General features: G+C 71.2%; 19 protein-coding genes. 5 read left to right on the top strand and 14 right to left on the bottom strand.

The genetic code is table 11. The annotated features are described in order from the left end of the window. Positions 1 to 255: 255 nt before the first annotated feature. The 5 genes from ABZU52_RS18420 to ABZU52_RS18400 all read right to left on the bottom strand — a co-directional run bounded on the left by ABZU52_RS18420 (position 256) and on the right by ABZU52_RS18400 (position 8,435). Entirely contained in the window at positions 256 to 939 is a 684-nt protein-coding gene (locus ABZU52_RS18420) for a hypothetical protein (protein WP_354972220.1), read from the bottom strand. A gap of 1,220 nt (positions 940 to 2,159) precedes the next feature. Beyond that, on the bottom strand, positions 2,160 to 4,538 hold the full coding sequence (locus ABZU52_RS18415; RefSeq protein WP_354972219.1) for a discoidin domain-containing protein: 2,379 nt from the start codon (positions 4,536 to 4,538) through the stop codon (positions 2,160 to 2,162). A gap of 124 nt (positions 4,539 to 4,662) precedes the next feature. After that, a complete protein-coding gene (locus tag ABZU52_RS18410; protein ID WP_354972218.1) occupies positions 4,663 to 5,703 on the bottom strand; it encodes a GDP-mannose 4,6-dehydratase in 1,041 nt (346 codons plus the stop codon). A gap of 223 nt (positions 5,704 to 5,926) precedes the next feature. After that, positions 5,927 to 6,304, bottom strand: coding sequence for a putative sulfate exporter family transporter (locus ABZU52_RS18405; RefSeq protein WP_354972217.1), 378 nt, complete (start codon positions 6,302 to 6,304; stop codon positions 5,927 to 5,929). 277 nt (positions 6,305 to 6,581) lie between these two features. Beyond that, positions 6,582 to 8,435 carry an adenylyl cyclase gene (locus ABZU52_RS18400; protein WP_354972216.1) on the bottom strand — a complete coding sequence of 618 codons (1,854 nt, stop codon included), beginning with the start codon at positions 8,433 to 8,435 and terminating at the stop codon, positions 6,582 to 6,584. A gap of 160 nt (positions 8,436 to 8,595) precedes the next feature. Here ABZU52_RS18400 and ABZU52_RS18395 point away from each other — a divergent pair, with 160 nt between their 5' ends. Then, entirely contained in the window at positions 8,596 to 9,048 is a 453-nt protein-coding gene (locus ABZU52_RS18395) for a hypothetical protein (RefSeq protein ID WP_354972215.1), read from the top strand. Positions 9,049 to 9,183: 135 nt separating this feature from the next. Then, positions 9,184 to 9,372, top strand: coding sequence for a hypothetical protein (locus tag ABZU52_RS18390; RefSeq protein WP_354972214.1), 189 nt, complete (start codon positions 9,184 to 9,186; stop codon positions 9,370 to 9,372). A gap of 58 nt (positions 9,373 to 9,430) precedes the next feature. On the opposite strand, the gene ABZU52_RS18385 is transcribed toward ABZU52_RS18390, so the two are convergent. Next, positions 9,431 to 10,198: an alpha/beta fold hydrolase gene (locus ABZU52_RS18385; RefSeq protein ID WP_354972213.1), complete on the bottom strand. Its 768-nt coding sequence runs from the start codon at positions 10,196 to 10,198 to the stop codon at positions 9,431 to 9,433. Between the two features lie 59 nt (positions 10,199 to 10,257). Here ABZU52_RS18385 and ABZU52_RS18380 point away from each other — a divergent pair, with 59 nt between their 5' ends. Beyond that, the gene (locus ABZU52_RS18380; RefSeq protein ID WP_354972212.1) at positions 10,258 to 13,296 is read left to right on the top strand and encodes a BTAD domain-containing putative transcriptional regulator; all 3,039 of its coding nucleotides are present in this window, start codon (positions 10,258 to 10,260) and stop codon (positions 13,294 to 13,296) included. Positions 13,297 to 13,304: 8 nt separating this feature from the next. Here ABZU52_RS18380 and ABZU52_RS18375 read toward each other — a convergent pair whose 3' ends face one another. The 6 genes from ABZU52_RS18375 to ABZU52_RS18350 form a co-directional block, all read right to left on the bottom strand. Further along, the gene (locus tag ABZU52_RS18375; RefSeq protein ID WP_354972211.1) at positions 13,305 to 13,859 is read right to left on the bottom strand and encodes a dihydrofolate reductase family protein; all 555 of its coding nucleotides are present in this window, start codon (positions 13,857 to 13,859) and stop codon (positions 13,305 to 13,307) included. Between the two features lie 73 nt (positions 13,860 to 13,932). Continuing rightward, on the bottom strand, positions 13,933 to 14,499 hold the full coding sequence (locus ABZU52_RS18370) for a hypothetical protein (protein ID WP_354972210.1): 567 nt from the start codon (positions 14,497 to 14,499) through the stop codon (positions 13,933 to 13,935). A gap of 17 nt (positions 14,500 to 14,516) precedes the next feature. Next, positions 14,517 to 16,364, bottom strand: a complete 1,848-nt coding sequence (locus ABZU52_RS18365) for a prolyl oligopeptidase family serine peptidase (RefSeq protein WP_354972209.1) — start codon at positions 16,362 to 16,364, stop codon at positions 14,517 to 14,519. Then, entirely contained in the window at positions 16,365 to 18,143 is a 1,779-nt protein-coding gene (locus ABZU52_RS18360) for an N-acetylglutaminylglutamine amidotransferase (RefSeq protein ID WP_354972208.1), read from the bottom strand. A 98-nt stretch (positions 18,144 to 18,241) separates the two neighbouring features. Then, positions 18,242 to 20,911, bottom strand: coding sequence for a carboxylate--amine ligase/circularly permuted type 2 ATP-grasp protein (locus ABZU52_RS18355; protein WP_354972207.1), 2,670 nt, complete (start codon positions 20,909 to 20,911; stop codon positions 18,242 to 18,244). Between the two features lie 163 nt (positions 20,912 to 21,074). Continuing rightward, entirely contained in the window at positions 21,075 to 21,647 is a 573-nt protein-coding gene (locus tag ABZU52_RS18350) for a DJ-1/PfpI family protein (RefSeq protein ID WP_354972206.1), read from the bottom strand. Between the two features lie 53 nt (positions 21,648 to 21,700). Here ABZU52_RS18350 and ABZU52_RS18345 point away from each other — a divergent pair, with 53 nt between their 5' ends. Next, positions 21,701 to 22,645, top strand: a complete 945-nt coding sequence (locus ABZU52_RS18345; protein WP_354972205.1) for a DJ-1/PfpI family protein — start codon at positions 21,701 to 21,703, stop codon at positions 22,643 to 22,645. Between the two features lie 63 nt (positions 22,646 to 22,708). Here the strand turns inward: ABZU52_RS18345 and ABZU52_RS18340 are convergent, their stop codons facing one another. Next, a complete protein-coding gene (locus tag ABZU52_RS18340) occupies positions 22,709 to 23,191 on the bottom strand; it encodes an SRPBCC family protein (protein WP_354972204.1) in 483 nt (160 codons plus the stop codon). Then, positions 23,188 to 23,532, bottom strand: a complete 345-nt coding sequence (locus ABZU52_RS18335) for a metalloregulator ArsR/SmtB family transcription factor (RefSeq protein WP_354972203.1) — start codon at positions 23,530 to 23,532, stop codon at positions 23,188 to 23,190. Before ABZU52_RS18335 ends, ABZU52_RS18340 begins: the two co-directional genes overlap by 4 nt. A 151-nt stretch (positions 23,533 to 23,683) precedes the next feature. On the opposite strand from ABZU52_RS18335, the gene ABZU52_RS18330 reads away from it, so the two are divergent. After that, complete coding sequence (locus ABZU52_RS18330) at positions 23,684 to 24,661, top strand: aldo/keto reductase (protein ID WP_354972202.1); 978 nt, start codon at positions 23,684 to 23,686, stop codon at positions 24,659 to 24,661. The last annotated feature ends 12 nt before the right edge of the window (positions 24,662 to 24,673 follow it).

Here is a 24,673-nt window from a genome sequence, read left to right as displayed (position 1 = left end):
CGACGACCAGGGCGTGCCTCCGGCGGGGCCCTCAGGCGCTCCAGGATGGTTGGCGCCATCCCGACACCCTCCGTCCGGGCAGAGCCGAGCAGGTGGGGCCTGCCCGGTCAAGGTCGTTCAGACAGTGGGGTGCTCCACCTTGACCGAGCAGGCCCCACCCACTCCACGAAGTGCGGACGAAGGCCGACGGGATGGCTAAAGGGTTGCGGTAGAGGTTGACGCTGTTCCGGGCAAGACAAGATCGAACGACGACACCTATCCGGATGTCGAAGTGAGATAGCGCAGACATTCCCAGCCGAAGTGTGTCGCTAGCCAAGTCGTCGCCTGGTTGCCCCGAAAGTTTTCGACAGGTGCTCCCCGGGTTGCGAGACCTTGGCGCTCCAGGGTAGCCATGATCGGAGCAATGCCCGAACGGAGTCCAGGAAAGCGGCCTTCAAGGATCGAGCTCGGCCATCGATTACCTTCGACATCAGGATAGGCGATGTGGGCGTCGGAGTTTGTATTCACCATGGCGTCGAGTACACGTATATGTGCTGCTTCAAGGTCCGTCAATGCAGCAACAATCAGGAGGGAGAGGTCTAGCTTTGCATCGTCGTTAATCCCTTCTGCAAGCACTGCCGCCAGTGCTTTGACTTTGCCCTCGTGCATCGTATTGTTGGCTGCCTGGAAGGCGCTGGTTGCGAGCATGAGCCGACCGTCGCTGCTGCCTGCCCACTGCCCGAACTCTTCAGGTGATAGACCGGTTGCCTCTCGAACTCCGGTGACGACATCCGCGATGTTCTGCATGCCGCGCCCTTCGCGGACTGCAACCAGCTCAAGTGCAGGTTTGATGGAAGCGGCGACCAGGGCGCCAACGGGTCCGGCCAAGCCAAGCCCGGCAGTTGCGATCTCAATGGCCGTGCGGACGGCAACTCGCTGGACTTCTTCGCCTCTGCTCATAGGTGTCGTTCTAGCTCATCAGGGCAAGAAGTTGCTCACTACCTGTCCGTCCAAACGTTCCGCAGGGCTGGCGCTACCTATGAGGCCGGCTCGGTAGGCAACCTGTGTCGCTGGGGTGCCACGGCTAGATCAGCGGGCACAGATCGGGCACAACCCAGACCGAGAGGCCGTGTCAAGTCGAGAGGCATTGGCGACGGTTCCGCAGGCGGGCCCGACGATCCGTCCGATACCAGATGATCTATCAAGGCCGGAGGTGTAAGGAGTTTAGATCCCCCGACGGCAGCTCTGGTTCGACGATGTTGACCATGTCATCCTGTTCGTATGACGAGCTCAAAGCCGGCCGAACCGTTCGACTGGGCCGACCTTGAGGTGTCGACCCTTCAGCCAGACGCGAGGACGCTTTGGCCAGATGAAGTCCGGGACCTCACTCCGTGGGTGATCGAACATCTCGAGGAGGTGGGGCAAGCGCTGGGGCTCCGGCTGCAGGCGCAAACCCTCCGTCGTGAAGTACGGCTCGGATCCTTCCGTGCGGATCTTGTCGTTCAAGATGATCATGGGCGATCTGTTGTGATTGAGCTTCAGCTCGGCCCTAGTGACCACGACCATTTTGCGAAAGTAATGACGTACGCGTCGGAGTCTTCGGCTGATGTCGTCGTCTGGATCGTGGCGGGTACCGGAGGTCGGTTCCGTCTAGCAAGCCCGATCCGGCCTGAGCACCAGCGGAGCTTGGCCCGGTTGAACCACGCGTTCCGCGAAAGTGTCTCTTTCTATGGCTTATCTATCGAGCTTCGGTCAGAACCGTTCAGGACGTCGCTGGAGTCTCTCCCCGTACTTCCCAGGCTGCAGATGGTAGTTGGACCGGAAGGAATTGTGGCTCCAAGCGGCTGAGGTCCCGGGAGCGTCGGTACAGCAGCGAAGTACAGCAACGGACGACACCGAGCGGGACCACGGTAACCACCATCAGGCTGTCGACCAGTCGTGCGAGCCGAACCACACCGCATTGCCGATCTCTGGGGGTCAAGGGGTCTCATCAGCTCGATCGGCCGATCTCGACACATGCCAGGAGGCCGTTCGGGGAGTTGTCGAATGCAGTGGCCTCAGGGGCGACTTGCGTCGACGCGAGGATTTCATCCTGGCCGAGAGTTCAGTTCTGATCTGAAGAGTGTGCTGCCCGCCCGATGGGCGGCCGCCGCTCACCCGGGCGGCCGCCCACGCCTCGGTCAGCTGGCGTAGACCTCCAGCGCCGACAGTTGCCCAGCCGGCCAGCCGGTGTTGCCGGTGAGGGTGATCCGCACGTAACGTGTCTGCGCGGCGCTGAACGTCAACGTCACCTGATTACCGCTGCCCGGGTCGAAGGTCCGCCCCGCCGATCCGACGAGCGTGCCGAAGCTCCCCCCGTCCACGCTCCCCTGCACGGAAAGGGTCTGCGTCCGACTCCCCCACGCCGACGACGGCGGCAGCTTCAGCACCACCCGCCCGACCGTGCGCGCCGACCCCAGGTCGACCTGAACCCACTGCGGGAACGCGTTGTTGGCGCTCTCCCAGTAGCTGTTCGCGTCGCCGTCGACCACGTTGCCCGACCCGTAGCTCTGGACGTGGCTGCTCTCGCTGGTGGACCGACCTCGGGCGAGGTCCGAGTTGGCCGCGGCGTCCGTGGTCACGGTGACCGCGTTGGACGCGCTGGACGTGTTACCGGCGGCGTCGCGGGCGGTGACCGTGAACGTGTACGCGGTGGACGGGCTGAGCCCACTCACCGTCGCCGTGGTGCCGGTGACGGTGGCGACCACCGTGCCGCCCTGGCGTACCTGGTAACCGGTCACGCCGTTGTCGTCGGTGGACGCCGTCCAGGCCAGGGACACGCTGCTCGACGTCTTGCCGGTCACCGTAAGGCCGCTCGGGGCGGTCGGTGGGTTGTCCGGGACGGTGCTGCCCGCGTACACCTCGACCTTGGCGAGCTGGCCCGCCGGCCAGCCGGTGTTACCGGCGATGCTCAACCGGATGTGGCGGGCCGTGGTGGTCGTCAGCGTGCGGCTGACGGTGTTGCCGGTCGCCGGGTCGAAGGCGAACGCCGAGGCCCCGGCGATGGTCGAGAAGGAGCTGCCGTCGACGCTGCCCTGCACGGTGATGGTCTGGGTGCGCGCGCCCCAGCCGGTGGGGAGCCGCACGACGAGCTTGTTGACCTGGTGGCTGGCGCCGAGGTCGACCTGCCACCAGTGCGGGAACGCGCCGCCGCCGCTCTCCCAGTAGCTGCCGGCGTCGGAGTCGACAGCGTTCGAGGCCACGAACGGGCCGTTCTGGCTGCTGGCCGCTGTGGACCGGCCGGCTGCGAGGTCACCGCCGGTCGGGGGCGGGGTGCCGACCATCGGTGGCGTGGGACGGGTCGGGGTGAGGGCGAGTTGGCCCTTGAGCATCCGGCCGCCGTCGGCGGTGATCCGCAGGTAGTAGTCGGAGGAGCAGGCCACGCCGTCCTCGTCCAGGGCCCGGATGTTGGCGCCGGCCGGGGTGGTGGCCTGGGTTTCGGACGTCTTGGCGATCTGGTTGCCCTCGTTGTACTCGTCGTACATGGACACGTAGAGGCCCTGGGAGCCGAGCCGGACCATGTTGTAGATGTGCCGCCAGTAGAAGTCGCCGTGCTTGCGGTGCCCTCCGGCGAGGTCGCCGGGCATCACGCAGGGCAGGTAGTCGATGCCGCGTGCCGCACAGTCGGCCATGTCGCCGACGTTGACGTTGTTGTAGTACGAGTCCAGCTCCTCCACGGTCCTGGCCCGGTAGACCATCCATGGTGAGATCGCGTGGAACGCGTGGTAGACGTCGAGGAAGCCGGGGCGGGAGTCCTCGATGCCCTGCCGCCACCAGGTGGGTACGCCGCCGATGACGTAGCAGCCCTGCGCCTTGAACCAGTTGATGACCTCCAGGCACGGCCCGGGGGTGAAGGGTCGGCTGGGCTCGCTGAACCCGAACCCCCAGATGCAGACGACCGGTTTGCCGTTCTGCCGGGCGTACGCGGAGGACGCGGTGTGCGCCGCCATCTTCGTCGTCCAGTCGGTCTTGATCTCCGACTGGAAGCTCAACCAGTCGGTGACGTCGTACATGATGTAGAACTTGCGGCTGTACCGCTCGGCGGCCGAGCGGACCTTCTGTGCCATCGCGTCGCGGGTCGGGCCCTCGTCGCCCATCGGGTTGAACCGTTGCAGCGCGGCGGTGTCGCAGCCGTACTCCTGCATCCACCGGAAGTGGGTGTCCACCGTCTGCTGGTCGTACGAGGAGAAGAGGGTGGCCGGTTGGCCGTTGCCCAGGTTGGGGTACGCGGTGGGGTAGCTGCGGGTGTACTCGCGCATGTCCGGCCAGGACACGATCGTGGTGTTGGCGGGCGAGGGCGGCTGGAAGCGGTCGCGGCTCCAGTGCCACCACCCGCCGATCGGCGCGCCGTCGCCGGGGGCGCTGAACCAGCCCTGGTAGCCGACCGTCACCTTGCCGACCACGTCCCCGGGAGGACTGGCGGCGTGCGCCGGGCGGGCGAACAGTTCGGTGGTGGAGGCGGCGGCGAGGGCGGACCCGGCCAGCACCGATGTGACGAACCTGCGGCGGGACACCGCCATGACGACCACTCCTTCGGGACGGAAGGCATTGACGGCCATCGTGGCAGCAGTGGATGCCGACCCGCAAGAGTTAGACTGATCGATGAAATTCCCGGTCAGACGACGGGAATTATGCGGTGGGTCGTTATCGGCTGAGCGCCCACATCGGGGACAGGTGCTGGCTGCCGGACTGTCGGCGGCGGGCGTCGCGCACCGTCAGCCGCACACCCTCGACGAACCCGACCCTGGGGTACCACCCGAGCAGCTCGCGCGCCTTGCGGGTGTCCAGCGCCATGTTCCGCACCTCGTCCGGCCAGGGCGGCGGCTCGTACCGGGCCGCACCACCGACGCCGGACGCCTCCCGGACCGCCTCGTACACCTCGTTGACGCTCGTCTGCCGACCCGAGGCGATGTTGACCGTCCCCACCCCGTGGTGGTGACAGGCGAGTGCGATCGCCTCGGCGACATCGCTGACGTAGACGAAGTCCCTGGTCTGCGTACCATCGCCGTGGATGACCGCCGGCCGGCCGCCGAGCAGCGCATCGACCATCAGGGACACCACCCCGCAGTCGCCGCCCGCCTGCCGGGGCCCGTAGACATTCCCCAACACCATTGAGGTGTACGACAGGCCGTGCTGACGCCCGTACCAGTCGAGGTAGTGCACCCCCACGGCCTTGCTGACGCCGTACGGGCTCACCGGTGTGATCGGATGGTCCTCACGGACCGGCAACTCGTCGGCGGCGACGCTGCCGAAGATGTCGCTGCTGGCCGCGTTGACGAGCAGCCGTACGCCGCCGCGGGCGCAGGCGTCCAGCACGTTGACGGTGCCGAACACGTTCACGTCGGCGTCGTACAGGGGTGCATGACGGGCCGTGGGAACGCTCGGCTGCGCGGCGAGGTGCACCACCACGTCCGGCTGCCACTGGTGGATGACCTCGACACCCTCCGGCGTACGGATGTCCGCCGAGACGATGTCCTCCTCGGTCAACCCGCCGCACGCGGCGTCGGCCAGATTCTCCATCCGGCCGGTGGAGAAGTTGTCGAGCACCCGGACCTCGCTGCCCATCAGCATCAGGCGGGCGACGACGTGACTGCCGATGAAGCCGGCACCTCCGGTCACCAGAACACGCCGGGGCATCAGGTCCGTCGGCGGCTCGGCACCGACGGCGGTAACGGGCAGATCCATTCTGGAACTCCTTGCAACGACGCTACGGTCGGCCCGCTGCGGCAACCAGACGGCCGGGCACGACGGTAACCCACCCAAGAGCCACCAAACAGACATTTAGCCCAATGCCCGGTATGGATGTGCGGAATTCACGCCGAAACATCCCGTATCTGGCTATTCAGCACCATTCAACCCTTTGTCGCCAGTAACGTGCTCCCGGAGGGGTTCGCCCGGCACACCCGCCTCAGGCCGAGAAGTTGCGGAACAGCAGGGACGCCAGGCCGAGCGCCAGGGCCAGGTTGAACACGGTGGCGCTGGCGAACACCGCCACCGGTCGCCAACCCGCCTCCCGCAGCGACGCGACCCGGACCTCCAGACCGATGCTGACGAAGGCCAGGATCAGGAACCACACGCGCAGGTCGTTGACGATGGCGATGGTGGCCTTGCCGTCCGCACCGGCCGCGTCGAGGTACCAGGTGGCGATGACCGAGGCCGCGATGAAGCCCAGAACGAACTTCGGGAAGCGCGTCCACAACTCGCCCAGGCCCGGTCGGGCCGCGCCGGGCCGTCGTTGCACCCGCAGTGTGAAGTACGCGGTGAGCGCGACCGCGACCACGCCCATCAGGGCATTCTGGGTGACCTTGACGATGCTGGCGATCTGGAGCGCCTCCTCACCGGCGAGCCAGGTAGCGGGTCAGCGCGGCGAGACCGACCACGATCAGCAGGCCGATCGCCGTCCAGGCCCAGAACGCCCCGTCCCGGGTCACGCCGGCGGGGCCGGCCGGGTATCGGGACGATAGGAATTCGAGTCCGTTGACGCGGATTCTCCACGGGTGGCACCACCGACGACGGGGCCGGAGCCATCGCCGGCTCCGGCCCCGTCGGTACGCGCGGAATCGCTATGAAGTCGGGTACTGGCTCAGGTAGACCGGAGCGCCGACCTTGGTCATGTCGGCCGCCTCGCCGACACCGTTGACCACGTGGTCGATCGTGCCGGCGCTGAGGTTGACGGTCATGATGTGGTGCAGCCGCACCCCCGGCCGGTTCGGGACCTCGAAGCCGTTCTCGGTGTGGATCGACGGGTTGTTCTGGTTGAAGACGTACACCCCGCCGCCGTGCAGGGTGTGGTGACGCACCCGGTCACCGACCTTGTATCCGGCCCAGCCCTCGACCGGGCCGTTCATCCAGTCGGCCTGCGTCGGCGGGTCGTACGGCAGCTCGTTCTGGTAGAGGATCGTGGTGCCGTGCTCGCCGTTCCAGACGGTGTTGTAACGCTGGAAGTGCTCGACGAACAGGCCGGTCGCGGTCACGTGGTCGCCGTTGATGACCGCGCCGTACCGACCGGTGTTGGTCCGCCAGCGGTCGGTGTCGCCGTTGACGCCCTGGGTGAAGCCCTCGACGCCGTGATCGCCGCGCCACACCCAGGTGTGGTCGATGAGCACGTTGTCGCTGTTGACCTCCAGCGCGGTGTTCGTCCGTCCGATGTGCGGGCCGCCGACCCGGAAGTACACGTCGGAGAGCGTCGTCGGGTTGTGCGGGCTGCTCACGTTGTGGCCGTGCTGGCGTCCGACCCGCAGCAGCACCGGCGATTCGACGGTGCCGGCGTCGATCGTGACACCGGCGACGATCACCCCGGGCACACCGGCCACGTCCAGCGGGATCGCGCCGTTCACGGCGGTGAGCGTGGCGTGACCGATGCCGAGGACGACCGTGTTGGCACGCCGGATCTCGATGCTGCGCGCGATGTCGTAGACGCCGGGGGTGAGCAGCAGGTGCTTACCGCGCGCGAGCTGAGCGTTGATCACGCGGACCGGATCGGACGGCTTCGCGATGAAGAAGTCGTCGATGCCGATCGTCCGCCCCGGGGTGATGCCGTTCGCCCACGAAACGCCCCGAGTGTCGCGCTGCGCCGCCGGCACCCGCACGTTGTAGCGGCCCTTGCCGTCCACGAACAGGTACGGCTTCTCGCGGCTCACCGGGGTGGTGTCGAGGGTGGTGTACGGCGGGTCGGGGAAGGTGGCGTCGTCCGGCGCACCCTCGACGCCCGCGAACACCTGGTTCCACACGGCGTTGGACCACCCGGCGACCTCGCTGTTGCGGGTGAGCCACTGCTGCTGTGAGCCGTTGGTGGTGGCCGGCAGCCGCGAGTCGGCGATGAAGCCGCCGCTGGCGTACTGCGGGCCGGCGGTGCAGTAGTCCATCAGCGACAGACCGCCGCCGCCGATGTTCAGCCGGCGCATCGACACCGCCTGCGAGACCGCCCAGAAGTTCGCCGTCGAGCGGCACCCGTCCTGGCCGGCCGCGTTGATGGTGAGCGAAAGGTTGGACAGGGTGCGCCAGAAGTTGACCAGCGCGAGGCAGTTGCCGGTGCCGCCGTCGGCGAGACAGCGGTTGTAGACCTCGAGCTTGCCGTTGATGGTGACGTCGGTGGGCGACGCGCCGAGGCCGGCGACCTCGGTGTAGTAGCCGACCTTGGCCTGCAACGGCTGCGCGGTCGTGCCGTACGTGCCCGGCTTGAACAGGTAGGCGTGCCGCTCGGTGCCCATTTCGTCGTTGACCTGCCGGGCGTGCGCGGCGTCGAGGGTCTGCTGGATCTGACTGACCGGCATGGACGAGTCGAAGATCGTCACGTTCGGGCCGAAGTCGGGTGCGCCGGGCGTGGGGCGACCGGCGCTGGCGGCGGTGCTGGTCATGGTGACCGCGGCGGTCACCAGCAGAGCAAGGGTGAGGGTACGTCGGGACGGGCTCGTCATGTGGTTCGTCCTATCCGCTGGCGGGACAGTGCTCCCGGCAGCTGGGCGGTGAGAGCGCTCTCTGACCTGTTTCTACCCGGTCAACGCCTCGTACGCCATGCCCACCGTCGACGATGTCCACGGTGGAGGCGAGAATGGACGACGACGCGGGGAGGCGCCCATGCGGATCGACTCGTTGCCCGAGGTGGACGAACACACCACCGTGATCGCGGCCGAACCGCACGACGTCTGGCCCCACCTCCTCCACGTGGTGCAGGAGACGTTCGACCGAACTGCCGTGAGCACGTACGCCCGTCTGGTGCGCGCCGCCGACCCCGTCGCGTCCGGGCCACGGCCCCTCACCGAGGGCTCGACCCTCCCCGGCTTCCACGTGACCACCGCGCACCCCGCCCGGGAGCTGACGCTGCGGGGCAGCCACCGGTTCTCGACGTACGCGCTGCGTTTCCGCCTCGAACCGGTCGAGCCGGGACGGACCCGCCTGCGAGCGGAGACGCGAGCGGTCTTCCCCGGCCTGGCCGGCGGCCTCTACCGGCAGTTGCTACTCCGGTCGGGAGGCCACGTGCTCGGCGTACGCCGAATGCTGGCGACAGTCCGCCGCCACGCCACCCCCTAGTCTGTGTCGAAGTCGGTCATAGCCACTCGTTGATCGCGGCGTTGTGCGGCCGCCTTATATCACCCGCAGAAGTGCAAGATCGCCGTGGGGAGCTCATCGATGGGCTTGGGCGTGTTGCTGCTATACAGAGCAACCATGACGCGTGATCGGATCGTCGCCGGACTGTTGTTGGTTGTCGCACTGCTCAGCCTGGCCGCGTCGAAGGCCGCGCCGTTCCTGGATGACGCCCCGCTGGCGGCCCGAGCGGCGATCGTGGTTCTCGGCGTGGCGTGCGGCCTCGGTGGCGTCTGGCTGTGGCTCCGACGCTCCCCCGAACAGCGGTAACCCACCCGCTTCACCTCCCGCTCGATCGACGCGCAGACCGGGTTGCGGGGAGCGCGGGTCACCGGCTTGGCGCCGGCTCGGTCAGGAACTCGTCGATCATCGGGGCCAGCCAGTCGGCGCGCTGCGGGATGGTGGTGTGCGTGGTGCCGGGCAGGATGGCCAGCCGGCACGCCGGCAGGCCGGTCAGGTCGCCGGGCACCGCCCCGCCGAGCAGCCGGAACATCCGCACCGCGTGTTCGGGTTGGACGATGTCCGCGTCGGCCAGCACGATCATGGTGGGTGCGGCCAACGCGCGGATCTGTTCGGGTGTCCAGCGCGGCAGGTTCCCGTCGAGGACCTTCATCTTGGTGACCAGGGTTGCCCAGCCCGCCGGGTCCGGCGCGGTCCGCAGGTACTCCTCGTGGAACTCCGAACCGTGCAGGTGCTCCGGTTGCAGGTCCTGGATCCCGTCGAGCAGCCCGGGGTGCAGGCCGTCCTCGTCGAAGCTCACCGAGGCGAGCACCAGCCGGCCCACCCGGTCGGCGTGGTGGGTGCCGAGGCGCAGCGCGACCGCCGCGCCCATGCTCCAGCCGTACACGTCCGCCCGCACGACGCCCAGCCGGTCGAGCAGCTCGACCACGTCGGCGGCGAAGTGCTCCACCGTCAGTGGACGGTCCACGTCGGGCGTACGTCCGTGCGCCTGCAACTCCACAGCGATCACCCTCCGGTGCTTCGCCAGCGACGGCAGGATCGTGCCGAACGACGTACCGATGCCGGAGAGCGCGCCGTGGATCAGCACCAGCGGGCGACCCTCACCATTGCCGTGCGTCTCGTGGTAGATGTCCATGCCCACACGGTGCGCCAGCGCGCTTACGGTCCGCTTCAGGTCGCCTTACCGGCGCTAGGATGACCGCCGTGCAGTTCGGGGTGCTCGGGCCGCTCGCCGTGACCACGGACGCCGGCGAGCCGGTGGTGGTGCCCGGCACCAAGGTCCGCGCGCTGCTGGCCGACCTGCTGACCAACCGCAACCAGGTGGTCTCGGCGGACCGCCTCATCGACGACCTGTGGGGTGACGACCCTCCCGCCAACCCCGCCGGTGCCCTCCAGGTGCGGGTGTCGCAGCTCCGCAAGGCGCTCAACGACGCCGAGCCGGGCGCCCGCGAGCTGGTCGAGTCCCGGCCGCCCGGCTACCTGCTGCGGGCCGACAGCGTCGACGCGGACCGCTTCGTCGAGCTGACCCGCAGCACCGACGCCGACCGGCTCACCGCGGCTCTCGCGCTGTGGCGCGGCGACGCGTACGCCGATCTGGCCGACGCCGAGTTCGTCCGCGCCGAGGCGACCCGGCTGGCCGAGCAGCGCCTCGCCGCGCACGAACGGCTGGCCGAGGCGCGGGTGGCCCGGGGTGAGCACGACCTGGTCGCCGCCGACCTGGCCGAGCTGGTCGCCCGGCACCCGCTGCGGGAGGGCCTGCGGGCGGTGCAGCTGCGCGCGTTGTACGCGGCCGGACGCCAGTCCGAGGCGCTGGACAGCTACGCCGACCTGCGCGACCGGCTCGCCGAAGAGTTGGGCCTCGACCCCGGCCCCGAACTGGTCGCGCTGCACCGCAGGATCCTCGAACAGGACGCCGGCCTGAGCGCGCCGCCGAAGGCCGCGATCATCCGCAACAGCCTGCCGGCCCAGCTCGACGAGCTGGTCGGGCGCGGCGAGGCGGTGATCGACCTGCGCGGGCTGCTGCCCCGGCAACGCCTGGTGACGCTGGTCGGGCCGGGCGGTGTCGGCAAGACCCGGCTGGCCACCGAGGCGGCCCGGACCCGGTCCTGCCCGGACGGCGTCCACCTGGTGGAGCTGGCTCCGCTGCCGGCCGGTGACCCGCGCATCGCCGAGCAGGTCCTCGGCGTGCTGGACGTCCGGGAGGCCGCGGGCACGACAGTGTCCGCGACCGACCGCCTCGTCGCGGCCCTACGGCACCGGCATTTGCTGCTCGTGCTGGACAACTGCGAACACGTCGTCGAGCCGGTGGCCGCGCTGGTCGCCCGACTGCTGCGCGACGCGCCCGAGGTGAGCGTCCTCGCCACCAGTCGGGAGCCGCTCGGCCTGACCGGGGAGCTGCTCTGGGAGGTACCCCCGCTGTCTCTGCCCGAGGACGGTGACCTGGACGCGGTCCGGCGCTCGGCGGCGGCCCGCCTGTTCGCCGCCCGCGCCGCCGCCCAGCAGCGGGGCTTCCGGCTGGACGAGCGCACGGCGCCGGCGGTGGCCCAGCTCTGCCGTCGCCTCGACGGCCTGCCGCTGGCGCTGGAGCTGGCCGCGACCCGGGTCCGCGCGCTGGGCGTACGGGGTGTGGTGGACCGGCTGGACGACCGGTTCCGGCTGCTCACCACCGCCCAGCGGGACGTGCCACCGCGACAGCGGACGTTGACCGCGGTGATCGCCTGGAGTTGGGATCTGCTGGACGAACCCGACCGGACGGTGCTCGCCCGGCTGGCGGTGTTCCCCGACGGCTGCGCCCCGGAGGCCGCCGAGCGGGTCTGCCGGACCGACCTGGACGCCCTCGCCCGGCTGGTGGACCGGTCACTGGTGGTGCTGGACGACTCCGGGGCGGCCCCCCGCTACCGGCTGCTCGAATCGGTCGCCGCGTTCTGCCTGGACCAGCTGGCCGACGTCGACGACGTGCGGGCACGCCACGCCACCTACTACACCGAGTTGGCCGAGCAGGCCGATCCGGAGCTGCGCGGCGCCGACCAGCAGCGGTGGCTGGCGCTGCTGGACGCCGAGACGGCGAACCTGCGCACCGCGCTGGTGCACGGCGGCGGACTGCGGTTGGCCGTCGCGCTCAGCTGGTACTGGTACCTGCGCGGCCGGCTCACCGAGGCACGACGTGCGCTCGCCGTACCCGGTGACGCGGCGGAGGAGGCCCGCGCCGCGGCGTGGCGGATCGGTTTCGCGCTGCTGCAGGGCGAGGCGGTGGCACCGGCCGACGTACGCGCGGCGGTGGCCGCCGACCCGGACGGCCGCGGCGCCTGGTTCGCGGCGAACGCGCTGATCGACCACAGTGACCTGACCCTCTCGGCGGAACTGCTGCCCGTCGCCGCCGATCCGTGGACCGAGGCCGCGGTGCTCGCCTCCCAAGCCAAGATCGCACACGTGGCGGGCGACCAGGCGACCCTGGAACGCGCCGCGACCCGCAGTGCCGCGCTGTTCGCGCAGGTCGGTGACCGGTGGGGCCGGCTCCAGGCCGCCGAGTGGACCGGTGGGCTGGCCGAGCTGCGCGGCGAGCACGAACGCGCCGCCGACCTGCACCGGGAAGGGCTGCGCTGGGCCGAGGAGCTGGGTCTGTGGCCGCAGGTCGGCACCGAGCTGTCCTGGCTGGCGTGGCTGGCGGTACAGACCCGGGACTACCCGCAGGCCCGGGAACTGGCCGAACGCGCTTACCGGCTGGCGCAGGAGCAGGGCCCTCCCAGCGCGCTGGTCTTCGCCGAGATGAGCCTCGGGCTGGCTGCCCGCCGCGACGGCAAGCTCGACCTGGCCGTCACCCACCTGACCCGCCTCGCCGAGCGGGGGCGTGCCGAGGCCCAACCGGCGCTCTACCTGCCGCCGGTCCTGGTCGAGCTGGGCCACGCGGTCGAGCAGGGCGGTGACCCGGACGGCGCGCTGGCCCTGCACGTCGAGGCGTTCGAGGTCGCCGAGGCGATGGCCGCGCCCCGCGACGCGATCTACGCCCTGGAGGGGATGGCGTCGGCGGTGCGCGTACCGGAGGTCGCGGCCCGGCTGCTCGGCGCGGCGGCCACCGCCCGGCTCGCCACCCGGGCGCCGTCCTCGCCGGCCGAACGCGACGAGACCGACCGGGTGACCGAGCGGGTGCGGGGCACCCTCGGGCCGGACCGGTTCGACGCGCTGGTCGGCGAGGGCGCGAAGCTGAGCCCGGGCGAGGCCCGGGCCCAGCTCTGATCGACGGGTCAGGCGACCGTCTTCGGGCGGTACGAGGCGACGATCACGCCGCTCTTGTGCACCCGGGTGTCGACCAGGTCGAACGACGCCTTGAAGTCCGTCAGGGGCACCGTCACGCTGGCCGCGCCCTCCAGCACCGGGTGGATCCAGAACCGGACCTCGTCCACCAGGCCCGCCCGGATCAGCTGCGCGGTGACCGAGCCGAAGCCGTACTGGATGATGTTCTTGCCCTCCTGGGCCTTGAGCGCGGTGACCGCCTCGACCAGGTCGCCCTGGAGCACCTCCGTGTTGTTCCAGGTGGGGTTGGTGAGGGTGGTCGAGGCGACGTACTTCTTGACGTTGTTGAAGTACGCCGCGCCGGTGGTCGGGTCGCTCTCGTCCTGCTGCGGCCAGGCGACGGACATGCCGTCGTAGGTGGCCCGGCCCATCAGCAACGCGTCCGCCTCGTCGGTCTGCGCTCCGGCGAGGCTGATGGCCTCCTCGTCGAAGTACGGCCCGGTCCACATTGGGTTCTCGATGACGCCGTCGAGGGTGATGTAGGTCGAGTTGATGAGCTTGCGCATCGGAATCTCCTGGGTGTTTGTCGTGTGCTCCGGTGACACCCAGAACTCTGCCGAGCCCCGCTTACGATTCGCTTCAGGTGCCCTTACCCGCGCCGTCCACCGGGCCCGGCGCCGGGTCGGTCAGTGGGATCGGCAACGCCTGCGTGGCCACCGTGCCGCCGCCGGTGGAGTGCTTCGGCGCGGGGCGGTCGCCGGTGCGGCTGTGCAGCCGTCCGCGCCCGGCCGGGCCGGCCCGCCGGGTCACCTCGACGGTCACCATCCGCACCGGCGGTGGCGGCGCGGTGAAACGGCCGACGCCCCACCGCACCCAGATCGGGATCCGGCCGGCGTCCGCCTCCGCGATCAGCTTCTGCACCGTACGGGTCCGGTCGGTGTGGTCGACCTCCACCACCACCGGCGGGCCGTCCGGGCGGGCACACGCCACGTCGAGCACCGAGTGCCGCTGCTCCAGGGGCGGCGGCAGCGGCAGCACGCTGGGCGCGCGCCGGTACACCCGCCAGCCCTGGGCCTGCGCCCACCGCGCCACCGCGTCGATCACCCGCGCCGTGACCTCGTCGGTGTCCAGGTCGACGAAGGTCAGCTCGGCCAGCCACCGGCCCAGGTCGGCGGCCAGCCGCTCGCCCTGCGCCGTGACGTCCACCGGCGCAGGATAACGCCTCAGCAGCGGGTGGCCGCCGTCGCGGCGAGGTGCCGGGTCAGCCAGGCGGTGGTGGCCGTACGCGCCGTCTCGGCGTTGTCGAGGGTGAGAAAGTCGTGCCCCTCGCCGGTGAGCACGAGGTGCCCGTGCGGTACGTCCCGGGCGGCGAGCGCGCGCGCCACCTGTGCCGACTCACCGGCCGGCACATTCGTGTCGTTCGCGCCGTGGATGAGCAGCACCGGCACGTCGAGTCGGTCGATGTGGGTCATCGGCGACAGGTCGCGCAGCAGCTCGGCGTCGCGCACCGGATCGCCGTACTTGCTGACGGCGGCGGCGGCGATCCACGGCTCGGTGCCGGCGTAGAAGGTGTGGAAGTCGGAGATGCCGCACTCGGCCACCCCGGCGGCGAACAGGCCGGGGAAGTTCACCAGCACCGCGAGCACCAGGTAGCCGCCGTAGGAGCGGCCCAGGCAGCCGAGCTGGCCGGGACGAGCGACGCCGCTGTCGAGCAGGTGCTCGGCGCACGCCGCCACGTCGGCGATCGCCCCGTACCGGCCGGCGAGGTTGTCGGCGGCGACGAAGGAACGGCCGAACCCGGACGACCCGCGGACGTTCGGCGCGAACACCGCGACGCCCTGCGCGACGAGGGCCTGGAACAGCGGGTTGTAGCCGGGACGCTCCTGCGCCTCGGGACCGCCGTGCAGGCTGATCGCGGTCGGCCAGGGGCCCGGACCGGCCGGCCGGTAGAGCCAGCCGGACAACGGCAACCCGTCGCGGGCACGCAGGTCGACCAGCTGCGGGGCGACACCGCTGCCGCCGGTACGCGCGGCGCCGGTGTCCGGCCGCAGCGTGCGCGGCGCCCCGGTCGACGGGTCGACCAGCCACACCTCGCGGGGCTGCACCGGCCCCTGGGCGGTGAGGCAGAGCAGGTCACCGTCGGCGGCGAAGACGGCGTCGTCGAGCACCTCCCCCGGGGCGGCCACCACCCGTTGCACCCCGCCGGCGAGGTCGAGCAGGCTCAGCTCGCTGCGCCCGCCGTAGGTGTTCCACAGCAGCGCGGCACGCCCCCGGTCGGCGGTGAGCGCCACCTGCTCCAGCTCGGCGTCCGGCCGCGCCGCGAGCCGGGTCGGTGGCTGTTCCGGTCGGGTCAGGTCGACCCGCACCAGCGCGGCCAGCTCCGAGAACGCGTCGGTACGCGCCAGCACGCTCGTCCCGTCGGGGCCGAACCAGCCCTGGTCGGTGCTGCCCCGCCCGGTGTCCGGGAACAGCCGCCGTCGTACGCCGGTCGCCACGTCGAGCAGCTCCAGCCAGCGGGCGTTGCGCGGGCCGCGACGCAGCAGCGCGGTGCGGACGTCCGGAGTGACGTCCAGGAGGGTGAGCAGGTCGTCCTCGGCGAGCACCCGCCGCTGCCCGGTGCCCGCGTCGACCAGCACGGCGGCACCCCGCTCGGCGGTCTCGGTGACCACCATCAGCGCGCCGCCGGGCAGCCAACCGGCCAGGGCCGCGCTGCGGCGGCCGAACCCGGCGACCTGGTGGCGGCGCGTGCCGTCCGGGCGCAGCACCCACAGCTCGGTGCGCGGCGCGCCACCGGGCGCGACGACGCAGGCCAGCCACTGCCCGTCCGGGGACCAGCTCACCGCCAGAACCGGTTCGTCACCCACCGTCAGTGCGACGGGCGCACCGGCGTCGACCTCGCCGACCCAGACGCCGGGTGTGCCAGCCCGGTCGGAGAGGAAAGCCACCCGGCGGCCGTCGGGGGACGGCGCGGGGGCGAAGTCCTCGCTGATGGGCACCGGCGTTGACAGCGGCCGGTGGCTCGCGGGTCGGGCCCGGCGGGTGGTGCGCGGCGCCTCGGTCCCTACGCTCATCTAAACCCCGATCCGCTGCAACCAGAGCTCCAGCAGCCCGAGCTGCCAGAGCGCGTTGGAGCCCAACGTGGTCCGCCGGGCGTTCGGCGCGTCCAGCAACTCCTCCAGGTAGTCCTTGCGGAACAGGCCCCGCTCGCGCGCCGGCCGGGCGGTCAGCGCCTCCCGCACGTCGTCGAGCAGCGGGCCGGAGAGGTGCCTGATGGCGGGCACCGGGAAGTAACCCTTCGGACGGTCGATCACCTCGTCCGGGACGATGCCCCGGCTCGCCGCCTTCAGCACACCCTTGCCGCCCTGCGCCAGCTTCATCGCGGGTGGGCAGGCGGCGGCCAGCTCGACCACCTCGTGGTCGAGGAACGGCACCCGGGCCTCCAGCCCCCAGGCCATCGTCATGTTGTCGACCCGCTTGACCGGGTCGTCCACCAGCATCACCAGGCTGTCCAGGCGCAGCGCCGCGTCCAGCGCGGTGTCCGCGCCGGGCGCGCCGAAGTGCGCGGCGACGAACTCCAGGCTCGCGTCGTGGTCGAGCATCCACTCGGGCGCCAGGTGCCCGCCGAGCGCGTCGTGGCGACGATCGAAGAACACCCGGGCGTACGCCTCGACGGCGTCCGCGCGGGCCACGTTGGCCAACGGCGGGTACCAGTCGTAGCCGGCCAGGATCTCGTCGGCGCCCTGCCCGGACTGCACCACAGTGATGCGCTGCGAGACCTCCTCGGAGAGCAGGTGGAACGCGACGCAGTCGTGGCTGACCATCGGCTCGCTCATGGCCGCGATGGCCTGGTGCACGGCCGGGACGAACCGCTCCGCGCCGATGCGGATCTGCTGGTGGTCGGTGTCGAAGTGGCGGGCCATCAGGTCGGAGTAGTGGAACTCGTCGCCGCTCTCCCCCGCCGCCGCCTCGAAGCCGATGCTGAAGGTGGCCAGACCGGTCTGACCCTGCTCGGCGAGCAGGGCGACAATCAGGCTGGAGTCCAGACCGCCGGAGAGCAGCACGCCGACCGGCACGTCGGCGACCATCCGTCGGCGTACGGCGGTGCGCAACGCCGCCATGAGCCGTTCCTGCCACTCCTCGGCGGACATGGCCGGGGCGGCGGCCCGGTTGAACTCCGGCCGCCAGTACGTGGTGTCGGTGCTGCGGCCGTCCGTGGTGATCACCCGCACGGTGGCCGGTGGCAGCTTGCGGACCCCGGCGAGGATCGTGCGCGGCGGTGGCACCACGGAGTGGAAACTCATGTAGTGGTGCAGCGCCACCGGGTCCAGGTCGGTGTTCACGTCACCGGCGGCGAGCAACGCCGGCAGGGTCGAGGCGAAGCGCACCCGGCCCGGCCCCTCGGCCAGGTAGAGCGGCTTGATGCCGAGCCGATCCCGGGCCAGCACCACCGTGTGCGTGGCCAGCTCGACCAGGGCGAACGCGAACATCCCGTAGAACCGCTCGACGCAGGCCGTCCCCCACCGGTGGTACGCCTTGAGGATCACTTCCGTGTCCGAGGTGGATCGGAAGGAGTAACCGGCGGCGGTCAGCTCGTCGCGCAGCTCCCGGTAGTTGTAGATGCAGCCGTTGAAGACCATGGCCAGGCCCAGCTCGCTGTCGACCATCGGCTGGGCGCCCGCGTCGGACAGGTCGATGATGCGCAACCGGCGGTGCACCAGGGCCACCGGCCCGTGCTGCCACCGGCCCTCGCCGTCCGGGCCCCGGGAGGCCAGGGCGGGAAGCATCCGCTCGACGGCGGCCACGTCCGGTGGTGCTCCGTCGAGGCGGAACTCGCCTCCGATACCGCACATCGCACGCACCTCTCATCGGCTGGACCCGCTGGGGCCGCTGACCGGTCCAGGCTTGGCGGGCCGGGTTGCGTCCCGATGACGGGTGGGTCAAGCGTGGGTTACGCCGGCGGTTCGTCGGCTCCACCGAGCAGCCAGGTGTCCTTCGACCCGCCACCTCGCGACGAGTTGACGATCATGCTGCCGGCCGGGGCCACCCGGGTCAGCGCCACCGGCGCCACCTCGGCGGTGTCACCGAGGAACACGAACGCCCGCAGGTCGACGTGGCGGGGAGCGAGCGCCGTACCGTCGAAGACCGGGTGGGTGGTCAGCGCGATCATCTCCTGGGCGATCCACCGGTGCGGGGCCGCGAGGATCTGCTCCCGGACGGCGTCCAACTCCTCCGCCTCGGCCCGAGGGCCGATCACCACCCGGTCACCGCCGTACCCGTCGACCGGCTTGAGCACCAGCTCGTCGAGCCGGCCCAGCACCTCGGCCCGCTGCTCGGGCAACCCACACAGGTACGTCGGCACATCCCCCAGCAGCGGCTTCTCGCCCAGGTAGTACTCGATCAGCCGGGGCACGTACGCGTACAGCGCCTTGTCGTCGGCGACACCGTTGCCCAGTGCGTTGGCCAGCGTGAGCCGCCCGGCGTGCACCGCGGCGAGCAGCGGCCATCCCAACGGCACCCCGTCCGCGCCCGGCGCGTGCAGCAGCGCCTCCTCGTCCATCCGCAGGTAGATCACGTCCACCTCGCGGCGGCAGCCCTCCCGGACCAGCCGGACCCGGCCCTCCTCCACCAGCAGGTCGCTGGTCTCGGTCAGCGGCACCCCCATCTCGTCGGCGAGCAGCCGGTGCTCGAACCACGCCGGATCACCCCTGCCGCTGCTGAGCACCACCACGGCGGGGTCGTCGGCCGCGGCCGGCGCGGCGGCGAGCAGCGCCCGGTACAGCATCGCCGGCGTCTCGTCGGCCGGCAGCAGATCCTGCGGCACCGGCAGCTCCGGCAGCACCGCCCGGGTGAGCCGGCGGTTCTGCACCGCGTAGCCGATCCCGGAGGGCACCCGAAGGTTGTCCTCCAGCACGTACCAGCCACCGTCCGGGTCCCGGACGAGGTCGGTGCCGGACACCTGGGCGCGGGTGCCCCGCCGGCCCATCAGCGCCCCGGTCGGGCGCAGCCCGGGTGAGGACTCCACCACCCACGCCGGCACCACGCCGTCGGCCACCACGGCCCGGTCGGCGTAGACGTCGCGCAGGAACGCGTCGAGGGCGCGGGCGCGTTGCACCAGGCCGGTCCGCAGGGTCCGCCAGTCGGCGGCGGGCACCACCCGGGGCACCAGGTCCACCGGGAAGAGTCGGGTGCTCGCCTCGCCGGCCACGCTGAACGTCACCCCCCGGGCCCGCTGCTCCTCGTCCCGGTCGTGCTCGCGTTGCCGGAGGACGCCGGCGCCGAGCTGGCGCAGGGCCGCGAGCATCGGGGCGTACGCCGGTTGCGGCCCGGCCGGTCCGAAGACCTCGTCGCCGGCGTCGGCGTAGGTGGGCAGCGCCGGCGGTGTCGACAACCCCGGCAGCGGCCCCCGGACCCGGCCCCGGGTCTCGTCGAGCAGCAGGTCGACCACGTCGGCCAACCGGCCACGCCGCTGGTACGCCCGCCGCTGTCGCGCCGCGGAGCTGCCGCGTTCCAGCGCGTACCGGGTCAGCTCGCTGACCTGCTCCCAGTCCCCGGTCGCCTCCAGCTGCGGGCGCAGGTCGGTCACCAGGCGGCGGACCGTCTGGGCGGCCGGCACCGGTCGGGCCGACCGGGGCAGGTCGAGCAGGTCACCTTCCAGCCCGGAGCGGGCCGCCCGCCACACGGCGGCGCGCAGCACCGGTGGCCGTACGGCGGTGCGCTCCACCCCGGCGCGCAGGGCGGCGACCTCCCGCCGGACGAGCGCCCGGAACAGGCCGGTGAGCAGGACGATGGTCTCCACGTCGGCGTTGGCGTCGGTGATCCGCAGCTCCACGGTGGGCACATGCGCCGACGGCCGGACGTCGAAATAGATCATGGCGGGGTCGGTGATGGTCTCGGAGGAGATCAGCTCGGCGACCAGGGCCTCGTGGTCGGCGGCGCTGGTCACCTCGCCCGGGTCGCCAGCGGTGGGCCAGCGCTGCCAGACCAGCGACCGGACGCTGGCATAGCCGCTGTCCTGGCCCATCCAGTACGGCGAGCTGGTGGAGAGCGCGAGCAGCACCGGCAGCCACGGCTGGACCCGACGGGTGACCGCCACCGCCAGGTCCCGGTCGGAGACGCCGACGTGCACCTGCGCTCCGCAGATCAGCTGCTCCCGGGCGAGCAGCTGGTACTCGGCGAGCATCCGCCGGTAGCGGGAGGTGGGTGTGACGCTGGGGTCGCCGTCGGCGCGCAGCGGGACCGTACCGGCGGCCACGATGCCCAGCCCGGCCCGGTCGGCGACCTGGACGGCAGCCTGCCGCAGCCCGGTCAGCTCGGCGCGGATCTCGTCCAGGGTGCGGCAGACGGCGGTGTTGGTCTCCACCACGCTGCGGTGCAGCTCGGCGGTGAACGAGGCCGCCGGCAACCGGTCGAGCAACTCGCCGGCGCGGGGCACCAGCTCCCGGGTGTGCAGGTCGACGACGTGGAACTCCTCCTCCACACCGATCGTGGCCAGGTCAGCCGGGTCGCCGTCGTTCAGCGACAGGGCCGTGGTGGTGCGCGGCGTGGGCAGTGTCCGGCCGTTGCCGGACCGGCCCACCGGCCCGTCGTACGTGGGCGCGTTCGTGGTGTTGTCGGCCATGGTCACCCCGGTTCGCGTGTCGGTGGTGTCGACTGTCCGACGAGCGTTCCCAGGGTTGGTACCGGGGGTGTTTCCGGCGCGTTAAGGTGACGCGCCCGTTCTGTCCGGGCTGCTCAGGGCGGGTGATCAACCAGCGGGTGGGGTCGCGGACCGGCCGCGCCCGCTAGCGGGTCAGGGTCTGCGGCCGGTACTCGATGGTCGTGGCGACCCGGTTGGCGGTGGCGGCGCCGAGTTCGCGTTCGGTGAGCCACAGGCCCAGATCGAGCCCGGCCGAGAGCGCGCCGGCGGTGACCCGGTCGCCGTCGTCGACCACCCGCTCGTCGAGAACGGTGACGTCATGCGCGCGCAACTCGTCGTACGCGTTGCGGTTGGTGGTCGCCCGTCGGCCACTCAGCAGACCGGCGGTTGCGAGTAGCAGCGCACCGGTGCACACCGACGCCATCCAACGTGCCGATGGCGCCAGCGCGGCCAGCCTGCCCGGGAGCACGCCGCGTTGCGCCTGGGCCCAGGCACCCTCGGTGGCCCGGTTCAACCACCCTCCACCGGGGACGATCACGCCGTCGGCCTGACCCAGCACCTCGGGGGCCTGGAGTTGGACACCCCGCATGCTGGTGACCATCCCCGGCCGTTCGACGGCGACCAGCCGCACGTCGAACCCGGCCATCGACAGCACCTCGAACGGCCCGAAGACGTCCAGTTCGTCGAAGCCGTCGAACACCACGATCTCGATTCGCATACCGCCCAGGATCGCCCGCCGACCGGACGGCGGCGAGTGGCATCCTTGCCATCATGCGTAAGAGTTCCGCCACGCATCGGGTCGCCGTCCTCGCCCTACCCAGGGTCGTCGCCTTCGACCTGACCATCGCGACGCAGGTCTTCGGCCACGAGGGCCACGGCCGGTACGCGACGACGGTGTGCGCACTCGACGGTGGTCCGGTCTCCACCACCACCGCCGGCCTGGAGCTGACCGTCGCCGCGACCCTTGACGCCCTCGACGACGCCGACACGGTGATCGTGCCCGGATTCCGCCGCGGCCCGGCACCGACGCGCGCCCTCCAAGCGCTGCGGCTGGCCCACCGTCGAGGCGCCCGCATCGCGTCGATCTGCACCGGCGCCTTCGCGCTGGCCCAGGCCGGTCTGCTCGACGGCCGCCGCGCGACCACCCACTGGGCGCACGCCGACGCGCTCGCGAATGAGCACCCCCGGGTGCTGGTGGACGCGAATGCGCTCTACATCGACGAGGGTGAGGTGCTCACCAGCGCTGGACTCGCCGCCGGCCTCGATCTGTGCCTCTACCTGGTCGGCCGCGACCACGGGCAGGATGTCGCCATCCAGCGGGCCCGTCACATGGTCACACCACTGCACCGAGCCGGCGGCCAGGCCCAGTTCATCCCGGTCGGCGTCGGAGGTGAGGGCGACGAGTTGGCCGCGGTCACCGCTTGGGCGAGCAGCAACCTGCATCGTCCGATCACCGTCGCGGACCTTGCCCGGCAGGGTGTGATGTCCAGCCGTACGCTGCACCGCAGCTTTCAGAACCGGTTCCGGATGAGCCCACGAGCCTGGCTGATCCAGCAACGGCTGCGCGCCGCCTGCGCCCTGCTCGAAAACGGCGGAATCACCGTCGACGAGGTCGCACGGCGGACCGGCCTGGGCACGGCGACCAACCTGCGTGCGCATTTCCAGCGGGCCTTCGCCACCACCCCCACCGCGTACCGGCGGGCCTTCACCCCCTGACCCCTCCGACGGTGGCCTCGGCGGGATTGATCCACCCTCTGGTCAGCGGGCTCTGGCGAGATCTCAGAGGGTCCTGGCGAGGTCGACGAGCTGGTCCAGCGCCGCGCCCCAGCCCTCGTGGAAGCCCATCTCCTCGTGCGACTTCTTCGCCGACGCGTCGGCGTGGATCGCGATGGCGGTGTACTTCGTGCCGGCGCCGTCCGGCTCGATCCGGATCACCGCGGTGAACGGGAAGCCGTCCTCGGTGACGAGCGGGCGGAACCCGGCGCCCATCGCGGAGGTGAAGACCAGCGTCGAGCCCTCGTCGGCCACCAGGATGCAGCCGCTGCTCGGGAACTCCTGACCCTCGGGCGAGCGCATGGTGGTGTCGAACCGGCCGCCGGGCCGCAGGTCGATCTCGCAGGCGACGGTCGACCAGGGTTTCGGGCTGAACCACCGCATCAGCAGCTCGGGCGTTGTCCAGGCTCGCCAGACCAGTTCGGGGGCCACGTCGACGCGGCGTTCCAGGACGAGGTCGAGTTCGGGGTTGACGGTGTAGGCGGTCATCGCTGTTGCTCCTTCAGGTCGTAGAGAACCGAGTCGAGTTGGTCGAGGCGTCGGCTCCACCGTGCGCGTTGCGCGGCGAGCCAGGTGTCGAGGCGTTCGAGCGACTGGGGTGCGAGCCGGTAGGTGCGCACCCGGCCCCGCTTCTCCGATGTCACCAGGCCGGAGCGCTCAAGGACGTGCAGGTGCTGGGTGAACGACGGCAGCGCCATGTCGAACGGACGAGCCAGCTCACTGGTCGTGGCCGGCCCCCGCGCGAGGCGCTCCACGACCTGGCGGCGGGTGGGGTCGGACAGCGCGTGGAGCACGCCGTCGAGCGCGTCGCCCCCCACATGCTTAGCCATGTGCCTAACTGTGCCACCGGGCAAACACTTAGGTCAAGTCCTAAGTGTTTGCCCGGCGTTCGGGTCGGGGTCGCTGTCGTCACCTGCCCGGGAACATCCGTGCCCGGCTCGGCGTGTGCGGGTCTGCCCGTCCGGTCGTAGCGTGGGGCGCATGCGAACCACCACGCTGGGCAGCACCGGTCCCGAGGTCGGCGTCATCGGCCTCGGCTGCATGGGCATGAGCCACGGCTACGACATCACCGGCCCCCGCGACGACGACACCTCGATCTCGGTCATCCACCAGGCACTGGACCTGGGCGCGACGCTGATCGACACGTCGGACGTGTACGGGCCGTACACCAACGAGGAACTGGTCGGGCGGGCGCTGGCCGGCGGTCACCGGGAGCGGGCCGTGCTGGCGACGAAGGTCGGCCTGGTGGCCACCTCCCCCACCGGCGGCCCCGGCAACTCGCCGAAAATCGGCAACAACGGCCGCCCGGAACACATCCGCGCGGCGATCGACGAGAGCCTGCGCCGGCTCGGCACCGACCACGTCGACCTCTACCAGCTGCACCGGGTCGACCCGGAGGTCCCGATCGAGGAGTCCTGGGGCGCGATGGCCGAGGTCGTGGCGGCGGGCAAGGCCCGGCAGATCGGGCTGTCCGAGGTGACGGTCACGCAGATCGTGCGGGCCCAGGCGGTGCACCCGGTGGCATCGGTGCAGTCCGAGCTGTCACTGTGGACGCGCGACCCGTTGACCGAGGTGCTGCCGTACTGCGCCGAGCAGGGCATCGCCTTCCTGCCGTTCTCCCCGCTCGGTCGCGGTTTCCTCGCCGGCCGGTTCACCTCGTTCGACGACCTGCCCGCCGACGACTTCCGGCGCGGCCTGCCGCGCTTCCAGCAGGACGCGCTACGCGCCAACCTGGCCATCGTCGCCCGGGTCCGGGAGATCGCCGACCGGGCGGGCGTCAGCCCCGCGCAGGTCGCCCTCGCCTGGGTGGTCGCCCAGGGCGACCAGGTGATCCCGATCCCTGGCACCAAGACCCCGAAGTACCTGGTGGACAACTGCGCGGCCGCTGACGTGCGACTCAGCGCCGAGGACCTGGCCGACTTGGACGCGCTGCCGGCGCCCGAGGGTGGCCGCTACTGAGCGTCCGGCGGC

Origin of the sequence: Micromonospora sp. NPDC005220, from assembly GCF_040607895.1 — a bacterium.
Classification (GTDB): Bacteria; Actinomycetota; Actinomycetes; order Mycobacteriales; family Micromonosporaceae; genus Micromonospora.
Note: the sequence above shows the minus strand (reverse complement) of the source record. Positions and strands in the feature narration are given on the sequence as shown.